The sequence below is a fragment of the Microbulbifer sp. ABE4_465 genome (genome assembly GCF_056160765.1).
Genome location: NZ_JBSWXV010000002.1, coordinates 717966 through 736526, shown reverse-complemented (window position 1 = coordinate 736526; position 18561 = coordinate 717966). Strand labels below are relative to the sequence as shown.

The 18561-nt window shown below is 55.4% G+C and carries 13 protein-coding genes; 3 read left to right on the top strand and 10 right to left on the bottom strand.

Features of this window, described 5'->3' with window-relative positions:
* Nucleotides 1-72: 72 nt before the first annotated feature.
* The 3 genes from ACXAG1_RS06650 to ACXAG1_RS06640 all read right to left on the bottom strand — a co-directional run bounded on the left by ACXAG1_RS06650 (nt 73) and on the right by ACXAG1_RS06640 (nt 3280).
* Nucleotides 73-1725, bottom strand: a complete 1653-nt coding sequence (locus ACXAG1_RS06650) for a tetratricopeptide repeat-containing sulfotransferase family protein (RefSeq protein ID WP_475119294.1) — start codon at nt 1723-1725, stop codon at nt 73-75.
* 164 nt (nt 1726-1889) lie between these two features.
* Nucleotides 1890-2168: a hypothetical protein gene (locus tag ACXAG1_RS06645; RefSeq protein WP_475119293.1), complete on the bottom strand. Its 279-nt coding sequence runs from the start codon at nt 2166-2168 to the stop codon at nt 1890-1892.
* 140 nt (nt 2169-2308) lie between these two features.
* Nucleotides 2309-3280, bottom strand: coding sequence for a class I SAM-dependent methyltransferase (locus ACXAG1_RS06640; RefSeq protein WP_475119292.1), 972 nt, complete (start codon nt 3278-3280; stop codon nt 2309-2311).
* A 139-nt stretch (nt 3281-3419) separates the two neighbouring features.
* Between ACXAG1_RS06640 and ACXAG1_RS06635 the strand changes: the two genes are divergently transcribed.
* A complete protein-coding gene (locus tag ACXAG1_RS06635; protein WP_255873261.1) occupies nt 3420-4004 on the top strand; it encodes a MarC family protein in 585 nt (194 codons plus the stop codon).
* 503 nt (nt 4005-4507) lie between these two features.
* The gene (locus ACXAG1_RS06630) at nt 4508-7207 is read left to right on the top strand and encodes a TonB-dependent receptor plug domain-containing protein (RefSeq protein WP_475119291.1); all 2700 of its coding nucleotides are present in this window, start codon (nt 4508-4510) and stop codon (nt 7205-7207) included.
* Between the two features lie 67 nt (nt 7208-7274).
* On the opposite strand, the gene ACXAG1_RS06625 is transcribed toward ACXAG1_RS06630, so the two are convergent.
* Nucleotides 7275-8348, bottom strand: a complete 1074-nt coding sequence (locus tag ACXAG1_RS06625) for a tetratricopeptide repeat protein (RefSeq protein WP_475119290.1) — start codon at nt 8346-8348, stop codon at nt 7275-7277.
* Between the two features lie 334 nt (nt 8349-8682).
* On the opposite strand from ACXAG1_RS06625, the gene ACXAG1_RS06620 reads away from it, so the two are divergent.
* Nucleotides 8683-10218, top strand: a complete 1536-nt coding sequence (locus ACXAG1_RS06620; protein ID WP_475092073.1) for a peptide MFS transporter — start codon at nt 8683-8685, stop codon at nt 10216-10218.
* Between the two features lie 78 nt (nt 10219-10296).
* Here ACXAG1_RS06620 and ACXAG1_RS06615 read toward each other — a convergent pair whose 3' ends face one another.
* The 6 genes from ACXAG1_RS06615 to infB form a co-directional block, all read right to left on the bottom strand.
* A complete protein-coding gene (locus ACXAG1_RS06615) occupies nt 10297-11121 on the bottom strand; it encodes a sulfite exporter TauE/SafE family protein (RefSeq protein WP_475092072.1) in 825 nt (274 codons plus the stop codon).
* 179 nt (nt 11122-11300) lie between these two features.
* Nucleotides 11301-13418, bottom strand: coding sequence for a polyribonucleotide nucleotidyltransferase (gene pnp, locus ACXAG1_RS06610; RefSeq protein ID WP_475092071.1), 2118 nt, complete (start codon nt 13416-13418; stop codon nt 11301-11303).
* Nucleotides 13419-13623: 205 nt separating this feature from the next.
* On the bottom strand, nt 13624-13893 hold the full coding sequence (gene rpsO / locus ACXAG1_RS06605) for a 30S ribosomal protein S15 (protein WP_043318965.1): 270 nt from the start codon (nt 13891-13893) through the stop codon (nt 13624-13626).
* 176 nt (nt 13894-14069) lie between these two features.
* Complete coding sequence (gene truB / locus ACXAG1_RS06600) at nt 14070-15020, bottom strand: tRNA pseudouridine(55) synthase TruB (RefSeq protein ID WP_475092070.1); 951 nt, start codon at nt 15018-15020, stop codon at nt 14070-14072.
* Nucleotides 15020-15436, bottom strand: coding sequence for a 30S ribosome-binding factor RbfA (gene rbfA / locus ACXAG1_RS06595; protein WP_475092069.1), 417 nt, complete (start codon nt 15434-15436; stop codon nt 15020-15022). Before rbfA ends, truB begins: the two co-directional genes overlap by 1 nt.
* A gap of 193 nt (nt 15437-15629) precedes the next feature.
* A complete protein-coding gene (infB, locus tag ACXAG1_RS06590) occupies nt 15630-18479 on the bottom strand; it encodes a translation initiation factor IF-2 (protein ID WP_475119289.1) in 2850 nt (949 codons plus the stop codon).
* Nucleotides 18480-18561 lie beyond the last annotated feature (82 nt).

Here is an 18561-nt window from a genome sequence, read left to right as displayed (position 1 = left end):
CGCGCCTTTTTACTATCTGTGTCCAGTCCTGAAACTACGCCACAATCATGGCAACCGACAGAGAAAGCAGGACTATTGATTGCCCTGCAAATATTTATTTAGCACGGAAATATATGACTGGTAATTTTTGAAGCGACCTATTGAACCGGTATGCAAAGCATTCCTAACCTGCCAAACGCTGGCAGTTTTGACATAGTTATTGCGCTGCTGAAAATCCAGGCAACCCTCTTCCCAGGCAACTTCAAGAAAATCAAACATCCTTCGGACCTCTTTCTCCGGAGACATCACCAGACTTTCATACCCTACCTCCAAAATACTGTCGGGAAACAAACTCTGCCAGTGATGCATCAGCCTCTCCTGCTCTACAAAAAAATGTCCAATCGCATCAAGGTCAGCGGAGTAGTTCATCCCCCCACCTAGTTGCTGAAAGTACACCGAGAGGCAGTTATCCAGAAGTCCCCTTCTTGTCCAGACAAAGCGAGCATTAGGCAACACACGCTTGATCAACCCCACATGCAAAAAATTATCTGGCCGCTTGTCTGTGACAATTGTTCCATCCGCAAATCGATCTGAAAGAAAATCGCGATAGTCCTCCCCTGCTTTTCGGTAAAAACCTGCATCAAGATTTTCGAGCTTAGCTGGGTAGCGATCCCCCAACCCTGCAACCAGATGCGGAAAAAAATCCAGCTCTCCCCCGGATGTTATTTCAGAATGCCCACTTAGCACCTGCTCAACCAGTGTGGATCCGGAGCGAAACATACCGCAGATAAATATCGGTGCGAGATTCGATTTGTAACCAGCAACCTGGGTCATATCACCAGAAAAAGAACTTATCAGGCTATCAACATACTGTGATTGTACGTCTTTGCGATAAGGCGTAAACCTGGACCTTCCCAACCTGTTCGCTTCTGAATAGGAGGAAAATGCTCTCTCATACTCACCACAGTCATCCAACAGCTTTCCAAGTGAAAAATTCAACTCTTCGACTTCAGACCTGGATAATCGACTGTTTTTCAGCATAGTAAATATACTTTGAATCAGTGGTTCATCCGGGTGCTTTGCGGAGGTGAGGTAGGCCAAGCGACAAATTGCCAATACGCATTTTCCATCTACAGCCAATGCTTTTTCATACAGGGCGGTAGCCGCCTTATGATCACCAGACTCTTCAAATAGTGCGGCGAGGTTCAAGATAGCTGGTAAGTAGCCGTCGCGAATTTCCAGCGCCCTGCGGTAACAATCGCGCGCTTCAGACTCTCGCCGTAATTCAGACAGGATTACCCCCATATTGGTGTAAACCTCTTCTTTACCCGAAACCCCCATCTCCAAGGATTTTCGATACCACGTCAGCGCCTCATGAAGCCTTCCAACCTGTTTCAATAAATACGCCAAGTTGTACACGGAATTGGGGCGATCAGGCACCCTACCCAGGAACATTTGATAACCGAATATCGCCTTCTCAAGATCCCCACGGGATTGCGCATACTGAGCTAATTGATGCCACCACTCAGGAGTATCATCAAAGAAATGCGCCATTTCTTCCAGACACGACATCGCCTGCTTCGGCTTATTCTGCTGCACATAAAACTGGAACAACTCGCGATACACCGCATCTTCTGAGCCAGAGCCAGAGAGCAACTTTCGATACAGCTTTTCCGCTTCATCAAATTTCTTACTTTCGGCGAGCACCCTTGCCTCACGCAGACGCTCTCGGATATGTGCTGGCACACTCATAACTTCAAGACCCAGGAGTCAAATTAAAATTTAGAAAACTAACTGCCACTATTTCACACCTCCCAAACGGAAAAAAGGCACCTTGGCTTACCAGTCGATAGCCAAAGCGCCTTCCGCAAACAACACCATTATGGATAGAGAAACAGACTCTCGCGCTACTAGTAATTGGTAGGTTTACTGCGCGTGTCTTCTTCCAGCATTTTCTTGGTTTCGTAGGCCATGCGGTCCCACTCTTCCTGAGTCATACAGGTTTTTTGCTTGAATCGAGATCCAGTAATGGCTCGCACTTTACAAATTTTTTCTTCTTCTGTAGCGGCAAGGCCTTTTGAAGCAGAGCCGTTCTGGTTAGCAGCAGGCGCCTTTTCACCAGCTCCTGACGCACACCCGGCCAGGATCCCCACCCCCAACAAAACACAAAAAATCATCTTCAGTTTCATATCAGTGCCCTACTTAATTATCAAATTCCTTTCTACCTGCCTCTGGGACAGGACCACATATTACCGTTGTGGAAATTGTATATCCACAGCGGGCCGTCGATGTGATACGGCCCCTCGTCTCAATAAAGGTAAAGGAACTACTATTTCACTTTTTCAGCAAGAATGGACCAGGCCAGAGGTGCCGAGCAATCTGGTGCACTAAGCGATTCCGCGACGTGCAACTGAAAGCCTTCGGAAATCAACCCGCTCTTCAACGACTCAAACTGCTCAATGCCTAATGCGGACTGACACATGGAGTGCATGCGCTCCGCATAGCTCTCCAGCTCGCAGACAGCCTGACGAAGCCAGGCGTCGACTTCACACAGCTCAAAAGCCGGCAGGTTTGAATGTATATGGTCCACATCCAGATACAGCTTTCGAACGACTCCAGCCGCAACTTGATTCCCGAATTTCGCCATGATTCGCTCCATATGGCGAAATGCCGGAATCAACCTTTGTGAAACTCGCTCATACTCAGATCGCTCCCCCCCCCTCAGCACATTGAATGCGAGAGGGAACATATCAATGGCCCCCTGTAAAAAGCCACTTTTCTGAACCTCCCGCAGAGCCAAATAGTTGTGATAACACTCGCCATATATGGCGCCACCCCTGTGATGCAAAAGCAATGCGAGCCGCCCCTGCGGCCTAATCAGGCTGTGCAGCCCGGTTACAGCATCAAGACCTGCATACTCAATACCGAATTGGCTCACAACAATATCCGCACAGCTCTCCGCAAGGGGCAGTGCCAAACCATTGGCCACAACCCCGGTTACGGCCGGCCGGCGATTCTTTACTGCTTTTACAGCGCCGTATGACAAATCAACACACACACTGTCGCAGCACGCTTCATCCACAATCGAAAACAAATGTTCAAAAACCGCACCACTACCGCTGGCGACATCAATAATTCGCAGCCTAGGCGACACACTTTTTGCACTCAGACGCGCATCACTAAAAAATCTGTGCCAAAATTGACTAATGGCCGGATGGTCTGTCCCACCAAGCTCACAGACCTGTTTATCACCCGCCTGCTGCCAGTAGGACTGCCAGCTCGAGGCTGAGCTCGTACTCATATTGCCTTAACTCCCTGCTTTTATCTTTTGACCTGTAGCGCTGCCGGGTATGGCAGGGAAAGTCATAAGATTTTAGAAGGTAACCCTGTTAAGACGAACAAAGCCGGTTTTTCCACAATCATTCAGCTATACCGCCATCATGGACACATTAACCGCCTTCTTAACTCTCCTCTTCGTAATGGACCCACTGGGCAACATCCCGGTATTCCTCGCCGCTCTGAAGAATGTCCCGCCCAAGCGGCAACTCTATGTGATTATGCGCGAACTGATTTTCGCCCTGATTGTGCTGCTGGTATTCCTTTATGGCGGCCGGTTCGTTTTGGCATGGCTGGGGCTCTCCCAAGAGGCCATCCGGATTGCTGGGGCGATTATTCTTTTCCTGATCGCAATTCGAATGGTTTTCCCCATCGAGGGGGGCATCATGGGAGAGCGGCTGGAGGGGGAGCCCTTCTTTGTACCACTCGCCGTGCCGCTGGTAGCAGGGCCGTCCACCATGGCAATTCTTATGCTGATGACAAACAGCGAAGGGGAACAACTGTGGGACTGGACTCTGGCGCTGCTTGGGGCCTGGGCGGTATCCGCGGTGATTCTGCTAGCGTCGTCACCACTCGCCCGCCTGCTGGGGAATCGCGGATTGATCGCGGTAGAGCGCCTGATGGGTATGGTACTGGTAATGCTGGCCGTGCAGCTCTTCCTGGATGGTATCAAGCAAAGCCTGGCTTAACCCCCTCAGTTGCGAGGCGTTGACCACCCTGCGCCTCGCAACCACAGACCCCGCACGGACTTGTCCACGCAGACCCACCGCGAAAACTGACACCCACTGAATAAATTTACTTTCGCAGAATTAATTATCGAGCCAAATTGATTTAAAGAAATATACCTCTGCGAACGAATGAAAAGTCCCATCACCACTCAATTTTTAACCAACCCCCTTCGATCGCGCAAAAATTAAACAACCCTGACAACCCGATCGATAGTTATGCATGTCCTAAATTTAACTGAAATTTAATAAATTCTAATAAATAATTTCAAATTATCAGGACGCCAACACTTCTTAACGTTCACCATTTATCCAGCGTGATCAATAAAGACGCAGAATCCACGATAGGCATCTGATACCCTTATGTCAGGTTAGTTCCACAAATCTATTTCATCCTTTAAAGTCAGCGCGCACTCGAATTACAACAAACCAATAAAAGTGCCTCTAAATACATAAAGGATGCATTTATGATCAAGACCAAGTTGAGTATCGCTATTGCAGCACTCGGCACCATCGCCGCTACCGGTGTTTCCGCTCAGGAAAACGTGCCTGGTCCAGCTGTTGAAGAAGTCATCGTTACCGGTTCCCGTATTGCACGTGATCCGCTGTCTACTACCGGCCCGATTACTATCGTTGATTCCGAAGCGATCAGCCGCTCCGGCGTTGGCACCATCGACGAGCTGCTGAACCAGCTGCCGTCCATGGGTACCACCGGTATCAATGCAAACGACAACAACGGCGGCCAGGGTCTGGCATTCGTTGATCTGCGCAACCTCGGCTCTGCCCGCACCCTGGTACTGGTAAATGGCCGTCGTTTCGTCTCTTCCGCTTCCGGCGTTAGCTCAGCGGTAGATATGAACAACATCCCGGTTGATATGATCGACCGTATCGAAGTGCTGACCGACGGTGCTTCTGCCGTATACGGTGCTGACGCGGTTGCCGGTGTGATCAACGTGGTCATGAAGGACTCCTTCGACGGCGTTCGCATCAATGCACGCGCTGGTGCGACCAAGCACGGTGGCGGTGAGAACGGCGACCTGTCCATCACCTTCGGCAGCGAAGGCGAGCGCGGCAGCTTCATTGCCAACATCAGCCACGCACAGCGCGACGAAATCACCTACAACGATCGCGACTGGGCTGGCCTGACCAGCTCCATGGGTCCGAACGGTAATATCTTCACCAACTACGGCAGCTTCAGCATCGGTGAAGATGGCGTGACTCTGGACGACTACGCTGGTTACGACATCGGCCAGCACATGTGGCTGTCTGGCGCCATGGAGCGTACTTCCGCTACCGCGTCCGGTAAATTCTCCATTACCGACAGCGTAGAGCTGTGGGGTGAAGCGAGCTTCACTACCAAAACCAGCAACCAGCAGCTGGCTGCACAGCCTCTGTATGCGGGTAACGGATTTGACCTGGATCCGGAAACTCACCTGCCTGAGGCCATCAAGTCTCAGCTGGACGAAGCATGGCAAGCAGCCGATAACGCTTACCAGATCGAAGTGGCTGCCTATGAAGCTGCTAAAGCTGAGTGGGAAGCCCAGGGCAGCCCGGAAGGACTGGAGCCAACTGCACCGGAAGCCTCTCACGGCACCGACTGGGTTGACGGCTTCTCCGATTTCCGTATTCGCCCGGTATCTGGCGGTACCCGCTCTTACGAGCAGACCACCGACACCTACCGTCTGGCTACCGGCCTGAACGGTGACTTCTCCAACGGCTGGAGCTGGGACTCCTTCGTAAGCTACGGCAAGAACGAAGGCGAAAACGTCATCCTGAACTCTTACAACAAAACCAAGTTGGAAGAAATCTTCAGCGGTGAAGCTGGCCTGGACTACGATTTCGCTGGCGGTATGAGCCCCGAAATCATGGACTACTTCCGCTACGACGATTACGAAGACAACTCTTATGAGCTGCTGAACGTTGGCGCATCTCTGTCTGGCGACATCAACGCTATTGAATTCCAGGGCGGCGCTCTGGGCTTTGCAGCGGGCGTTGAATACCGTGAAGAGTCCGGTGAGTTTAACCCGTCTGTACAAACTCAAAGTGGCGACACTTTCGGTAACCAGCAAGACGCTACCGGCGGTGAGTACGACGTAACCGAGGTGTTTGCAGAATTCAATCTGCCGATCCTGCAAGGCGCGCGCTTCGCAGAAGAGCTGACTGCAGACGTAGCGGTTCGCTACTCTGACTTCAGCACCTTCGGTGGCCAGAGCACTGGTAAAGTTGGCCTGGTTTACGCACCGGTTGAAGATGTGCGTTTCCGTACCAGCTACTCCACTTCTTTCCGTGCACCGGGTATCTACGAGTTGTTCAGTGGCTCCGCTCAGAGCTACGAGTACCTGATCGACCCGTGCGACACCAGCGAAGCAAACAAAGACGGCCAGGGTGGAAACTGTGGCATGGTTGGCGCAGGCTTCACTCAGTCCGGCAACCAGGTACCGACCAACATTGGCGGTAACGAAGAGCTGACCCCGGAAGAAGCGGAAACTTTCACTGCCGGTATCGTTTGGACCCCGAGCTTCGTAGACGACCTGTCTATTACTCTGGACTACTACGACATCAGCATCGAAGACGCGATCACCTCTCCGGATCTGCAGCGCATCCTGGATGATTGCTTCCGTGACGGTGTTGCGAGCGCTTGTTCCTTCGTAACCCGCGGCGCGGGCGACCAAATCGTATCCCTGGAAGGTGCGAAGATGAACATCGGTCAGATCGACACCCGTGGTGTTGACGTCGACATCGTTCAAAACCTGCACTTCGACGCTGGCCGTCTGGGCCTGCGTGCACAGGCTTCCCGCCTGCTGGAGTACAACGAATTCAACGAGCAGTCCGGCACCGAGTCTGACTACCTGGAATACGTTGGTACCACCGGTGGTCTGTACGTGAAATGGCGCGGCCTGGCCAGCGCGACCTGGTACGGCAACGACTGGGATCTGGGTGCTGAAATGCAGTACTTCGACGACGGTGAAAGCCCCTACCTGCCGGTTAAGTCCATCACTTACCTGAACCTGCGTGCAGGCTGGGACATCAACGAAGGCACTCGCCTGTCCGCTGGTATTGATAACGTATCCGACAAGGATCCGCACACTACCTCCGGCAGCGACTGGAACAGCTTCTACGACTTCCAGGGCCGCTACTTCTGGGCTGGTGCTTCTTACCAGTTCTAAGTTGTGGACTTGACGTTGTAGACGTTCAGTCAACAAAAAAGGGGGATGCCAATGGCATCCCCCTTTTTTATTTACCGTGGCTACTTAGCAAATAATTTAGTTTCCTGTTGTACGCACGTTGGGTTCCCGGATTATCCGCCAGCGAGAATGCCTCAGAAAAATACTCTTTCGAGCTGTCCACTTCGCCCAATTTGAAACTGGTCAACCCCATCAAAAAATGAAACCGGTGATCATCCTCGTATTGCCAGATAGCACGCTTTAACTGCTTCTTTGCGCTTTTATAATCACCATGCTCATACGCGTTGCGCGCCTGATAATACAGGTAGTAGGGGTTGCGTTCGCGGTGGAAGCGGGCCTTTTCGGCATAGTGATCGGCCAGGTCGAACTTACTCTGCTTGCGATACAAGCGTTCCAGATTACTCATGGCAATGGTATGGCTGCTTTTCAGCTGCAATGCATGCAGGTAGCTCTGTTCTGCGGCAGCAAACTCCCGATTGCGACTATATAGAGCTCCGAGGTTTGCCCACAGGTCCGCGTCTCCTGGCCTCAGGTCCAGCGCCTTACGCAAATAGCGGAACGCATCGATCATTTGCTCCTGCTGCATCAGCTCCAGGCCGCGATTGCTGTAGTACTGTGCAAAAGCTTCGTTATCCGACAGTTTCCGCTGGTCGTAGATGGGGTCATAGGCCTCGAGATTGAAATCCACCACGCGGCGGCCGCGGGGAGTCTCGCTCACCATATTGATATGGCGGTACACCACAAAGGTCTGCGACTCCTCATGGCCCCACACCGGAGGGACTTCGACCTGATTGAAGTAGGCATCCGCGCCCAGCTCCCTCGCCATGGAAACCATCATCACCGTAAAGGCCATGCAGTTGCCCACCTGCTGGCGGTAGGTCTCACCGGCGGTCAACGTCTGATCCGCCTGATAGCGAACAGTGAAGTCTCGACTCTCGAATCCATTCAGCAATGCTCGCAAACGCTGCTGGGGGCTCGCATCCGGCGCTACCCGGGCGAGGTACGCTCGCATTTCAGGGGATAGACCGAGAATATCGTCTTCCGGCAGCTCAACCTGTGACAGGGGCTGCTCAAACAGCGCCTGTCCCGAGAGCAGCCAGCCCACATCGACAGGCTCAGACATATCCGAAGGATTTGCGGCACAGCCGGCCAGTAACACAGCAACGATTGCGCTGCAGGCGGCGATCCGCCTGGGCTGGAAGCGCCCGGGGTTAGCAGGTTGTGACCGTTTGATTTCTGGCAGTCCAGAATTTTCCGGGGTTTTCATGGTTATTCTCCCCATAACGTGTTCTGAATCCCTGATTTTCCACAATTCTTGTCGCGTAGGAATACCTTTCGCAGGTTCATTTCCTGTTTCACCTGTAACCATTCGCCAGTTTCCGGGACCGCTGTTACACTCGGGAAGGTCTCAATTAAAGCTATAACGAGCTAAAGCTATAACAATCGGAACAACTGATATGTCGTCACAGCCACAACAAAACAGCGATGGCTTCTTTGGCCATCCCAAAGGGCTCTCCACCCTGTTCTTTACCGAGATGTGGGAGCGGATGAGTTACTACGGCATGCGGGCCCTGCTGGTCCTGTTCATGACCGCCAGCCTGCAGCAGGAAGGCCTCGCCTTCACCGTGGCTGCTGCCACGGCCATCTACGGCCTCTACACCGGTGCGGTGTACTTCCTGGGTCTCCCAGGGGGCTGGATTGCCGACCGTCTGCTCGGCGGCCAGCGTACCGTCTGGTACGGCGGCATCATCATCATGTGCGGCCATATCGTGCTCGCCATCCCCAGCGAACACACCTTCTTTATCGGCCTGATCCTGGTTGCTACCGGTACCGGCCTGCTCAAACCCAATATTAGTGCACTGGTTGGCCACCTCTATTCCGACGACGATGTGCGTCGCGACAGCGGTTACGCCCTTTACTACATGGGTATCAATATTGGTTCCGTGCTGGGCTACATGATCTGTGGTTACTTTGGCGAGAAAGTGGGCTGGCACTGGGGCTTTGGCGCCGCAGCCGTTGGTATGGCAATCGGTCTGGTCCAGTACCGCAAGACCATTGGCAACCTGGGTAACGCCAGCCTGAAGCCGGAACACCCGATGACACCAGCCGGCGAGAAAAAAGCCTGGAGCACCATCTGGGCAATCGTAGGTGCCGTGGTGGTGATCACCGCGCTGACCATGAGCGGTGTGATCGCGTTTGATCCGGTTGCCGTGGCCAAGTACGTTGCCGTTGCCTTCACCCTGATTTTCTTTGCCTACTACGCCTACATCTACTTTGGCGGCAAGCTGACCCAGGCAGAGAAGAAGCGCATGTGGGCCCTGTTCCTGGTGTGTGTGGCTTCTGCCTGCTTCTGGTCCGGCTTTGAACAGGCGGGCTCCTCCCTGAACCTGTTTGGTCGCGATTTCACCGATCGCATGCTCGGTTCCTTCGAGATCCCGGCTTCCTGGTTCCAGAATGTGAACCCGATGTTCATCATCATTCTGTCGCCATTCTTCGCCGCTCTGTGGATCAACCTGGGCAAGCGCATGATCTCGCCGTCCTACGGTATGAAGTGCGCCATTGGCCTGATCATCATGGCTACCGGCTTTATCGTGATGTTCTTTGCTGCCCAGCAAGCCGCTGCGGGCCTGAAAGTAGCCCCGATGTGGCTGGTAACCACTTACTTCCTGCACACCGTGGGTGAACTGTGCCTGAGCCCGGTTGCCCTGAGTGCGGTGAGCAAACTGTCCCCGCGTCGTTTTGCCGGTCAGATGATGGGTGTGTTCGTACTCACCTACTCCATCGGCAACATCATTGCCGGTCTGCTGGCGGGTAACTTCGATCCAAACAATGTATCCGAGCTGCCGAATCTGTACCTGCAGATTGCGATCTTCAGCATTGGCATCGGTGCGGTAATCGCGCTGATCAGCCTGAAGTCCAAATCCTGGGAAGGCCAGGGTGAGGATCATATCGAAGCGGTTGAGCCGGCCGAGGCACCTGCGAAGACTGTTTGATTCTCGGCTTAGCCCGAAATAAAAAGGCCGCTGCGGGAAACCACAGCGGCCTTTTTATTAATTAGCCAGTCGAATAAATCAGCTGGCAACTACCGCATAGTTCAGCCAGATAAACCGCGCACCAATTATAAACAGCAACCCGGCAAAGCAGTTCTTCAGCAATTGAGGCGACAGTTTATGGGCCAGCAGGGCACCGAAGCGGGCAAACCAGGTGCTGGCCAGAACAATACCCAGGAACGCAGGCCAGTAAATATAACCGCTACTCCACTCCGGTAACTGCGGGTTACTCCAGCCCTGCACGGCAAAACTGAGCGCGCCGGCAATGGCAATCGGCAAACCACAGGCTGCCGACGTCGCCACCGCGCGCTGCATGACCACATGACAGCGGGACAGGAAGGGTACCGTTAGTGAGCCCCCACCAATCCCGAAGATGGCGGAAACCCAGCCGATAAAGCCGCCGGCAATCGACAAGCCCACCCTCCCCGGCACCTTTTCGCCGTTGCTCGGCAGCGATCCCTTGCGCAGGCCATCGAGCCACATTTTGAGCGCGATACCAACGGCAAACAGTCCGATCAGCAGCTGTAACCAGGCCCCGCTCAGCCAGTCTGCGGTCACACCGCCTATCCAGGATCCAAGCAGAATACCCGGCGCCATGGCGGCAACGATCTTCCAGTCGACTGCACGCTTGCCGTGATGGGTACGCACCGAGCTGATGGAGGTAATGATGATGGTGGCCAGCGAAGTACCTACGGCCATATGGGTAAGAATTTCCGGCGCGATGCCCTGTGCGGTAAATACCAGGACCAAAGCGGGCACGATAATCAGGCCTCCGCCCACACCGAACAAACCCGCGATAGTACCTGCGCCCATCCCCACCAACAGGTAAATCAATAACACTTCCACTGAACTTCCCCCGGAATCCCTGCTTATAAAGTTCATTCAAACAAAACGGCAGGAAAGCCGTTTTGCACAGCCGAAGGCTGCCCGAAGGGTGAGGGCCAAGGATGGCCCGAATGAAAAAACGGTGGCATATAGCCACCGTTTTCCGTCGCTTGCAAGCAAGCGTGCCAAACCGGGAGGAATTACTCCTCGCCAGTGGCCTCATCCGCCTGCTCGGCTTCTTCGGCTTTGGCTTCCTTAATGGACAGCTTGATGCGGCCGCGCTGGTCCACGTCCAGCACCTTCACTTTGACCATCTGGCCTTCGCTCAGGTAGTCGGTGACCGCATTGACGCGCTCTTCGGCGATCTGGGAGATATGCACCAGACCGTCTTTGCCCGGCAGGAAGTTTACGAATGCGCCGAAGTCGACGATACGTACAACTTTACCTTCGTAGATGGCGCCGATCTCCGCTTCCGCGGTGATTTCCTCGATGCGGGTAACTGCCGCTTCCAGGCTCTCACCGTCTTCGCCGAATACCTTGATGCTGCCGTCGTCTTCGATATCGATGGAAGCACCGGTTTCTTCGGTGATGGAGCGGATGGTAGCGCCGCCTTTACCGATCACGTCGCGGATCTTGTCCGGATGGATCTTCAGGGTGGCGTAGCGCGGGGCATTTTCGTTGACCACGTCACGAGAAGCGCCGATCACCTTGTTCATTTCCGCCAGGATATGCAGGCGCGCATGCAGGGCCTGCTCCAGGGCAGTTTCCATGATCTCTTCGGTGATGCCTTCGATCTTGATGTCCATCTGCAGTGCAGTGACACCAGAAGCGGTACCGGCTACCTTGAAGTCCATGTCGCCCAGGTGGTCTTCATCACCCAGGATATCGGTCAGAACCGCGAAGCCTTCGTCTTCCTTCACCAGGCCCATGGCGATACCGGCAACCGGCGCTTTCAGCGGTACACCCGCGTCCATCAGTGCCAGGCTGGAACCACACACGGAAGCCATGGAGCTGGAACCGTTGGATTCGGTGATCTCGGAAACCACACGCAGGGTGTAGGGGAATTCTTCCGGGTTCGGCAGTACTGCAGCGATACCGCGGCGGGCCAGACGGCCGTGGCCGATTTCGCGACGGCCGGTAGCGCCTACACGGCCCGCTTCACCTACGGAGTAGGGAGGGAAGTTGTAGTGCAGCATAAAGTAGTCTTTACGCTCGCCTTCCAGGGCGTCGATGATCTGCGCATCGCGGGTAGCACCCAGAGTGGAAACCACCAGTGCCTGGGTTTCACCACGGGTGAACAGCGCAGAACCGTGACCTTTCGGCAGTACGCCGACTTCTACGGAGATCGGGCGTACGGTTTTGGTGTCGCGACCGTCGATACGGGGCTCACCGCGCACCACGGCGCCGCGTACGGTTTTCTTCTCGAGCTTGCCGAAGTAGCTTTTTACGGTGCCGGCATCCAGCTCGTCAGAAGACAGGGCTTCGGCCGCTTCGTTGCGCAGCTCACCCAGTCGGGCGGTACGCTGTTGCTTGTCGGTGATTTTGTAGGCTTCTGCCACTTTCTCACCGAACTGCGCTTCCAGCGCGGATTTCAGATCTTCGTTGACCGCTTCTGCCTGCCAGTCCCAGGTGGGCTTGCCGGCTTCGGCTTTCAGCTCGGCGCAAACTTTAACAACGGCCTGCATTTCCTGGTGGGCGAACAGTACCGCGCCCAGCATGATGTCTTCCGGCAGTTCTGCTGCTTCGGATTCCACCATCAGAACCGCGTCTTTGGTACCAGCCACAACCATGTCCAGTTCGGACTCTTTCAGAGCCGCGTAACCCGGGTTCAGGATGTAGCCATCTTTCTCGGTGTAACCCACACGCGCGGCGCCAATCGGGCCAGCGAAAGGAATACCAGATACGGACAGTGCCGCGGAGGTGCCGATCATGCCGGCGATATCCGGATCTACGTCTTTTTCCGCAGATAGTACGGTGATCATTACCTGTACTTCGTTCATAAAGCCGTTCGGGAACAGCGGGCGGATCGGACGGTCGATCAGACGGGAGGTCAGAGTTTCTTTCTCGGACGGGCGGCCTTCACGCTTAAAGAAGCCACCGGGAATTTTGCCGGCCGCGTAGGCCTTTTCTACATAGTGTACGGACAGCGGGAAGAAGCTCTGGTCTGGCTTGGCTTCTTTGGCGCCGACAACGGTACACAACACAACGGTTTCACCGATGGTGACCAGCGCTGAGCCAGTGGCCTGGCGTGCGACGCGTCCGGTCTCGATGGTGACCTGGTCTTTTCCGTACTGGAAGGTTTTGATTACTGGATTCACTAGTATCTTTCCTGTTTCCTTACGGCTGCTGGCCCATTCCAACAGCCCCTACAGTTGTTCGCCTGCCTTCAATAACACAATAAGAGACAGACGAATTTGCCGGGCCCAATTTAGAGCCCAACATTCCAGAGGCAAACATAGCACCCCTGAAAATTCGAATTCTATAAAGAAGAATGCCCGCCAGAAGGCGGGCATTCTCAGGGTCTTAGCGACGCAGGCCGAGCTTGGCGATCAGCTGAGCGTAACGGTTCAGATCCTTGCGCTTCAGGTAGTCCAGCAGCTTACGACGCTGGTTTACCATGCGGATCAGACCACGACGGGAGTGATGGTCTTGCTTGTGGGAAGCAAAGTGACCCTGAAGCTTGTTGATGTTGGCAGTCAGCAGGGCTACCTGGACTTCCGGAGAACCGGTGTCGCCTTCAGCTTGGCCGTGCTCTTTCAGGATGGCTGCTTTTTCGTTTGCAGACAGTGCCATAACGAATTACCTCGTTCGTAACATGCTTTGAAAATTCGGCTGGCCCGTGCATGTTTACAGACCAGCTAGTTGCGATTGCGGGTTACCCGCTCACAGTACCTTCCTACCGTCATTCTGGACTTGATCCGGAATCCACTGGATACCGGTCTGCGCCGGTATGACGATGTTCAGGAGTGCTACTTCACCAACCGACGGGGTGCGACCCGCCCGTCATCAGTAATCTCTCCAACGCCTAGAAATTCACCACTTTCCAGGAAGAGGCGCACCATATCACCTTCGTCGCCCAAGCGATAGACCTGCAGATCCATTACCGGCTGACCCTGACGCAGATAGTAACCCGTGTCGTCAGAAAGGATCATTTTGGGCAGGCCGGAGGCGGGAGAATCCGCCGGAAGCAGGTGGTGATCCAGCTCTTCCGCGCGCCCTTCTCCGCGCTCTTCGGTCAGTGTGTCCAGCGTGACCGAGTCGTCTTCGTGGTAGGGACCGGCGGCGATGCGGTGCAACTTCTCGACGAATGCACCCACGCCAAGCGCCTTGCCAAGGTCTTCCGCCAGACTGCGCACATAAGTGCCCTTGGAGCAGTGCACCTCGATCACCGCCCGCGGCAGTTTGTCCGGGGACTGGTCGGCGGGGATGAAATTCAGCAGCTCGTAGGAAAAAATCTCGACCTGGCGCGGCTCCCGCTCCACCTCGATACCCTGGCGCGCCAGCTTGTATAGGGGCTGGCCATTGTGCTTGAGGGCAGAATACATGGAGGGAATCTGGCTGATGGTTCCGCGAAATTCGGCCATGGCATCGCGCACCTGCTCTTCCGTAATACCGGAAGCATCGCTGGTCGCAACCACGTCGCCGTCCGCATCGCCGGTTTCGGTGGTCATGCCGAAACAGAAGGTGCTGCGGTAGCGCTTGTCCGCATCCAAAAGGTACTGGGAGAATTTGGTCGCCTCGCCAAAACAGATCGGCAGCACACCGGTCGCCAGCGGGTCCAGCGCGCCGGTGTGGCCGGCGCGGTTAGCGAAGAACAGGCGTTTGGCTCGTTGCAAGGCGTCATTGGCAGAAATACCGGCGGGCTTGTTCAGCAACAGCACACCATCAATCTGCCGGCCCCATTTTGGTCGGCGGCCCATCAGTCGTTGTCTTTCTCGCTGGCGTCGCTACTGTCGTCATCATCGCCTGATTTGGACTGGTCCGACTTCACCGCCTTGTCGATCAGGGCAGACAGGTGCTGACCGCGTACGGAGGTTTCGTCGTAACGGAAATGCAGGCGGGGGATGGAGCGCATCTGAATCTCTTTGGCGAGCTGGGTACGCAGGAAACCCGCGGCCTTGTTCAGCGCTTCCATGGAGATATCAATCTTGCTGCGGTCGTCCTCGCCCACCAGGGTTACAAAAACCTTGGCAGTGGCGAGGTCTCGGCTCACTTCCACGTCGTTGACATTGACCATGCCAACCCGCGGGTCGCGCACTTCGTGCTGGATCAGACGGGCCAGCTCGCGACGCATGGCGTCGGCTACCCGGTCAGCACGGTGGAATTCTTTGGCCATTTTTTACCTATTCAGAATGGCGGTATCTCGTCATTCCGGCGCAGGCCGGAATCCAGAATACCCAGGTGGTCGGCTAGACCCCGTGGCGGGTTCCCTGGACCCCGGCCTGCGCCGGGGTGACGATTTATATTCGCCGGAGTGACGGTTTATATTCGCCGGGGTGACGATCTATATTCGTCAGGGTGACGGTCAATTACAGCTCGCGAGCTACCTTGACGATATCGAAGACCTCGATCTGATCGCCCGGCTTGACGTCATTGTAGTCTTTAACGCCGATACCACACTCCATACCGTTGCGGACTTCCTGTACGTCGTCTTTGAAGCGACGCAGGGATTCCAGTTCGCCTTCGTAGATCACCACGTTGTCACGCAGTACACGGATCGGCTTGTTGCGGTAGACGGTACCCTCGGTGACCATACAGCCGGCAATAGCGCCCAACTTCGGCGAGCGGAATACGTCGCGCACTTCGGCGATACCGACGATTTCTTCGCGCTCTTCCGGGTCCAGCATGCCAGACAGGGCCTGCTTCACTTCGTCCAGCAGGTTGTAGATCACGCTGTAGTAACGGATTTCAACGCTCTCGGTTTCCGCCAGCTTGCGCGCGGCCACATCGGCACGGGTGTTGAAACCGATCACGATGGCGCCGGAGGTCAGGGCCAGGTTGATATCGTTCTCGGCGATACCACCCACACCGCTGGAAACCACGTTGACGGATACTTCTTCGTTGCCGATCTCGGCGAGGGCTGCCTGGATGGCTTCCAGGGAACCGCGTACGTCCGCCTTCACAATCACCGGCAGAACCTTCTTCTCCCCGGCTTCCATGTTGGCAAACATGTTTTCCAGCTTGGCCGCCTGCTGACGCTGCATGCGTTCGATACGCTCTTTGTCCGCTCGCTGCTCCGCCACTTCACGGGCCTTGCGCTCGTCGGCAACTACCATGAACTCGTCACCGGCATTCGGCGTAGAGTCCAGACCCAGCAGCTCCACCGGAGTGGACGGGCCGGCTTCGGTCACAGATTTGCCCAGCTCGTTGGTCATGGCACGTACACGGCCGTAGCTCTGGCCCGCCAGTACGATATCGCCACGCTTCAGTTCGCCGCTCTGTACCAGCAGGGTGGCAACCACACCGCGGCCTTTTTCCAGGCGCGCTTCGATCACAACACCGTTCGCCGGCACGCCGACTTTGGCTTTCAGCTCGAGCATTTCAGACTGCAGGGAAACCGCTTCCAGCAGGTCGTCGATGCCCTGACCGGTATGCGCAGACACTTCGATGAACTGAGTGTCGCCGCCCCAGTCTTCCGGGATAACGTCTTTCGCCGCCAGTTCGTTCTTCACACGATCCGGATCAGCGGATTCTTTGTCGCACTTGTTGATGGCAACAACCATCGGCACGCCTGCGGCCTTGGAGTGCGCAATGGCTTCTTCGGTCTGCGGCATTACGCCGTCGTCCGCTGCCACTACCAGAATAACCACGTCGGTCGCCTGGGCACCGCGGGCACGCATGGCGGTAAACGCGGCGTGTCCCGGAGTATCCAGGAAGGCGATCTCGCCCTGGCTGGTTTTAACGCGGTAGGCACCGATGTGCTGGGTAATACCGCCGGCCTCACCGGAGGCCACTTTGGTCTCGCGGATATAGTCCAGCAGGGAGGTTTTACCGTGGTCAACGTGGCCCATAACGGTTACCACCGGCGCGCGGGAAACTTCTTCACCCTCGATATCGGCAGTCATCGCAACCAGTTTTTCTTCCAACTCGTTCTCGGAGCGCAGTACCACGGTGTGGCCCAGCTCTTCGACCAGCAGGGTCGCGGTATCGCGATCCAGGCTCTGGTTGATGGTGACCATCTCGCCCATTTTCATCAGGCGCTTGATCAGCTCGCCGGCCTTCACATTCAACTGCTTGGCAAGATCGCCGACAGTGATCGTCTCGCCCAGTTGCACTTCGTACACTTGCTTTCCTGTCGGCTTCTTGAAGCCGTGTGTGTTCTTCACTTTCAGCGTAGGACGAGAAAGAGAGCGGGTGCTGCGTTTCTCGTCTTCCGTTTCGAAGGCTTCCAGCGCGGCATCGTACAGGGAAGTCTTGCTGGATTTCTTCGGGCCAGACTTGCCGCGACGGCTACGTTTCTTGCGCGGCTCATCGTCATCGCGATCGACAACCACCGCTTCCTGTTTACGGCGCAGAGACGGCTTGGCCGCAGAATCCTCTGTGGTCGTTTTTTGCTTGGCTTTTTCCGCGCGTTCTTTCTGCTCTTCTTCTACACGCTTGCGCTCGGCTTCTACGCGCGCTTTCTTCTCTTCCAGCTCAGCCGCTTCGCGTTCCGCTTCTTTCTTGCGGCGCTCCATGGCGGCGATACGCATGGCTTCGATGTCGTCTACATAGCTGGAGCGAACTGGTGCTGGCGCAGGCTTCGGCGCGGCCTTAGGCGCAGGTTTGGACTCAGGCTTCGCCTTTTGTTCTGGTTTGGCCTCTTTCGCCGGCTTGGCTTCTGCGGCTTCCTTGGTGGCGGCCTCTTCAGCTGCTGCCGCTTTGGCTTCCGCTTCTGCCTGGGCAGCAGCTTCCGCTTCCTGCTGGGCCTTGGCTTCCGCTTCGGCGCGGGCCTTGGCTTCGGCTTCTGCCGCTTCCTGCTCGGCGCGGGCGCGATCGGCGGCGGCTTTTTCTGCCGCTGCAAGCTCTTCTTCCGCCTTCTGCAGTGCGGAAGTGTCGATTTCGGCTTCCGCCTGCTCGCCTTCTGCTTCGGCGCGCTTAACGTAGGTGCGCTTCTTGCGCACTTCCACATTCACGGTCTTGCGGCCTGTGCCAGAGCCGGTTTTCAAGGTCGTGGTGGTTTTGCGCTTGAGGGTGATTTTGCGAGGAGCGGCGTCCTCTTCCCCTTTGCTGCTGCCGTGGCTGCTTTTCAGGAAATTGAGCAGGACCTGCTTTTCTTCCGCAGATACATTTGCATCTGCTGAAGTGTGGGGCAAACCCGCCTCCTGCATCTGCTTGAGCAGACGCTCTTCGGTGGCACCAACCGATTTGGCGAGTTCGCTAACTGTTACTTCGGCCATTCTTTCTCCTAAAAAGTCTCTTTGCAGCGGAGCGGTATCAGTTCATTTTACCGCTCCACCCTTGGCCTGCACGGCAGGCAAT

Bases quoted from the DNA above. Each gene is read 5' to 3' on its own strand.
- rbfA (WP_475092069.1), bottom strand. From the start codon at position 15,436: ATGGCCAAAGAATTCCACCGTGCTGACCGGGTAGCCGACGCCATGCGT.
- ACXAG1_RS06645 (WP_475119293.1), bottom strand. From the start codon at position 2,168: ATGAAACTGAAGATGATTTTTTGTGTTTTGTTGGGGGTGGGGATCCTG.
- ACXAG1_RS06630 (WP_475119291.1), top strand. From the start codon at position 4,508: ATGATCAAGACCAAGTTGAGTATCGCTATTGCAGCACTCGGCACCATC.
- ACXAG1_RS06620 (WP_475092073.1), top strand. From the start codon at position 8,683: ATGTCGTCACAGCCACAACAAAACAGCGATGGCTTCTTTGGCCATCCC.
- rpsO (WP_043318965.1), bottom strand. From the start codon at position 13,893: ATGGCACTGTCTGCAAACGAAAAAGCAGCCATCCTGAAAGAGCACGGC.
- ACXAG1_RS06635 (WP_255873261.1), top strand. From the start codon at position 3,420: ATGGACACATTAACCGCCTTCTTAACTCTCCTCTTCGTAATGGACCCA.
- truB (WP_475092070.1), bottom strand. From the start codon at position 15,020: ATGGGCCGCCGACCAAAATGGGGCCGGCAGATTGATGGTGTGCTGTTG.
- infB (WP_475119289.1), bottom strand. From the start codon at position 18,479: ATGGCCGAAGTAACAGTTAGCGAACTCGCCAAATCGGTTGGTGCCACC.
- ACXAG1_RS06625 (WP_475119290.1), bottom strand. From the start codon at position 8,348: ATGTCTGAGCCTGTCGATGTGGGCTGGCTGCTCTCGGGACAGGCGCTG.
- ACXAG1_RS06640 (WP_475119292.1), bottom strand. From the start codon at position 3,280: ATGAGTACGAGCTCAGCCTCGAGCTGGCAGTCCTACTGGCAGCAGGCG.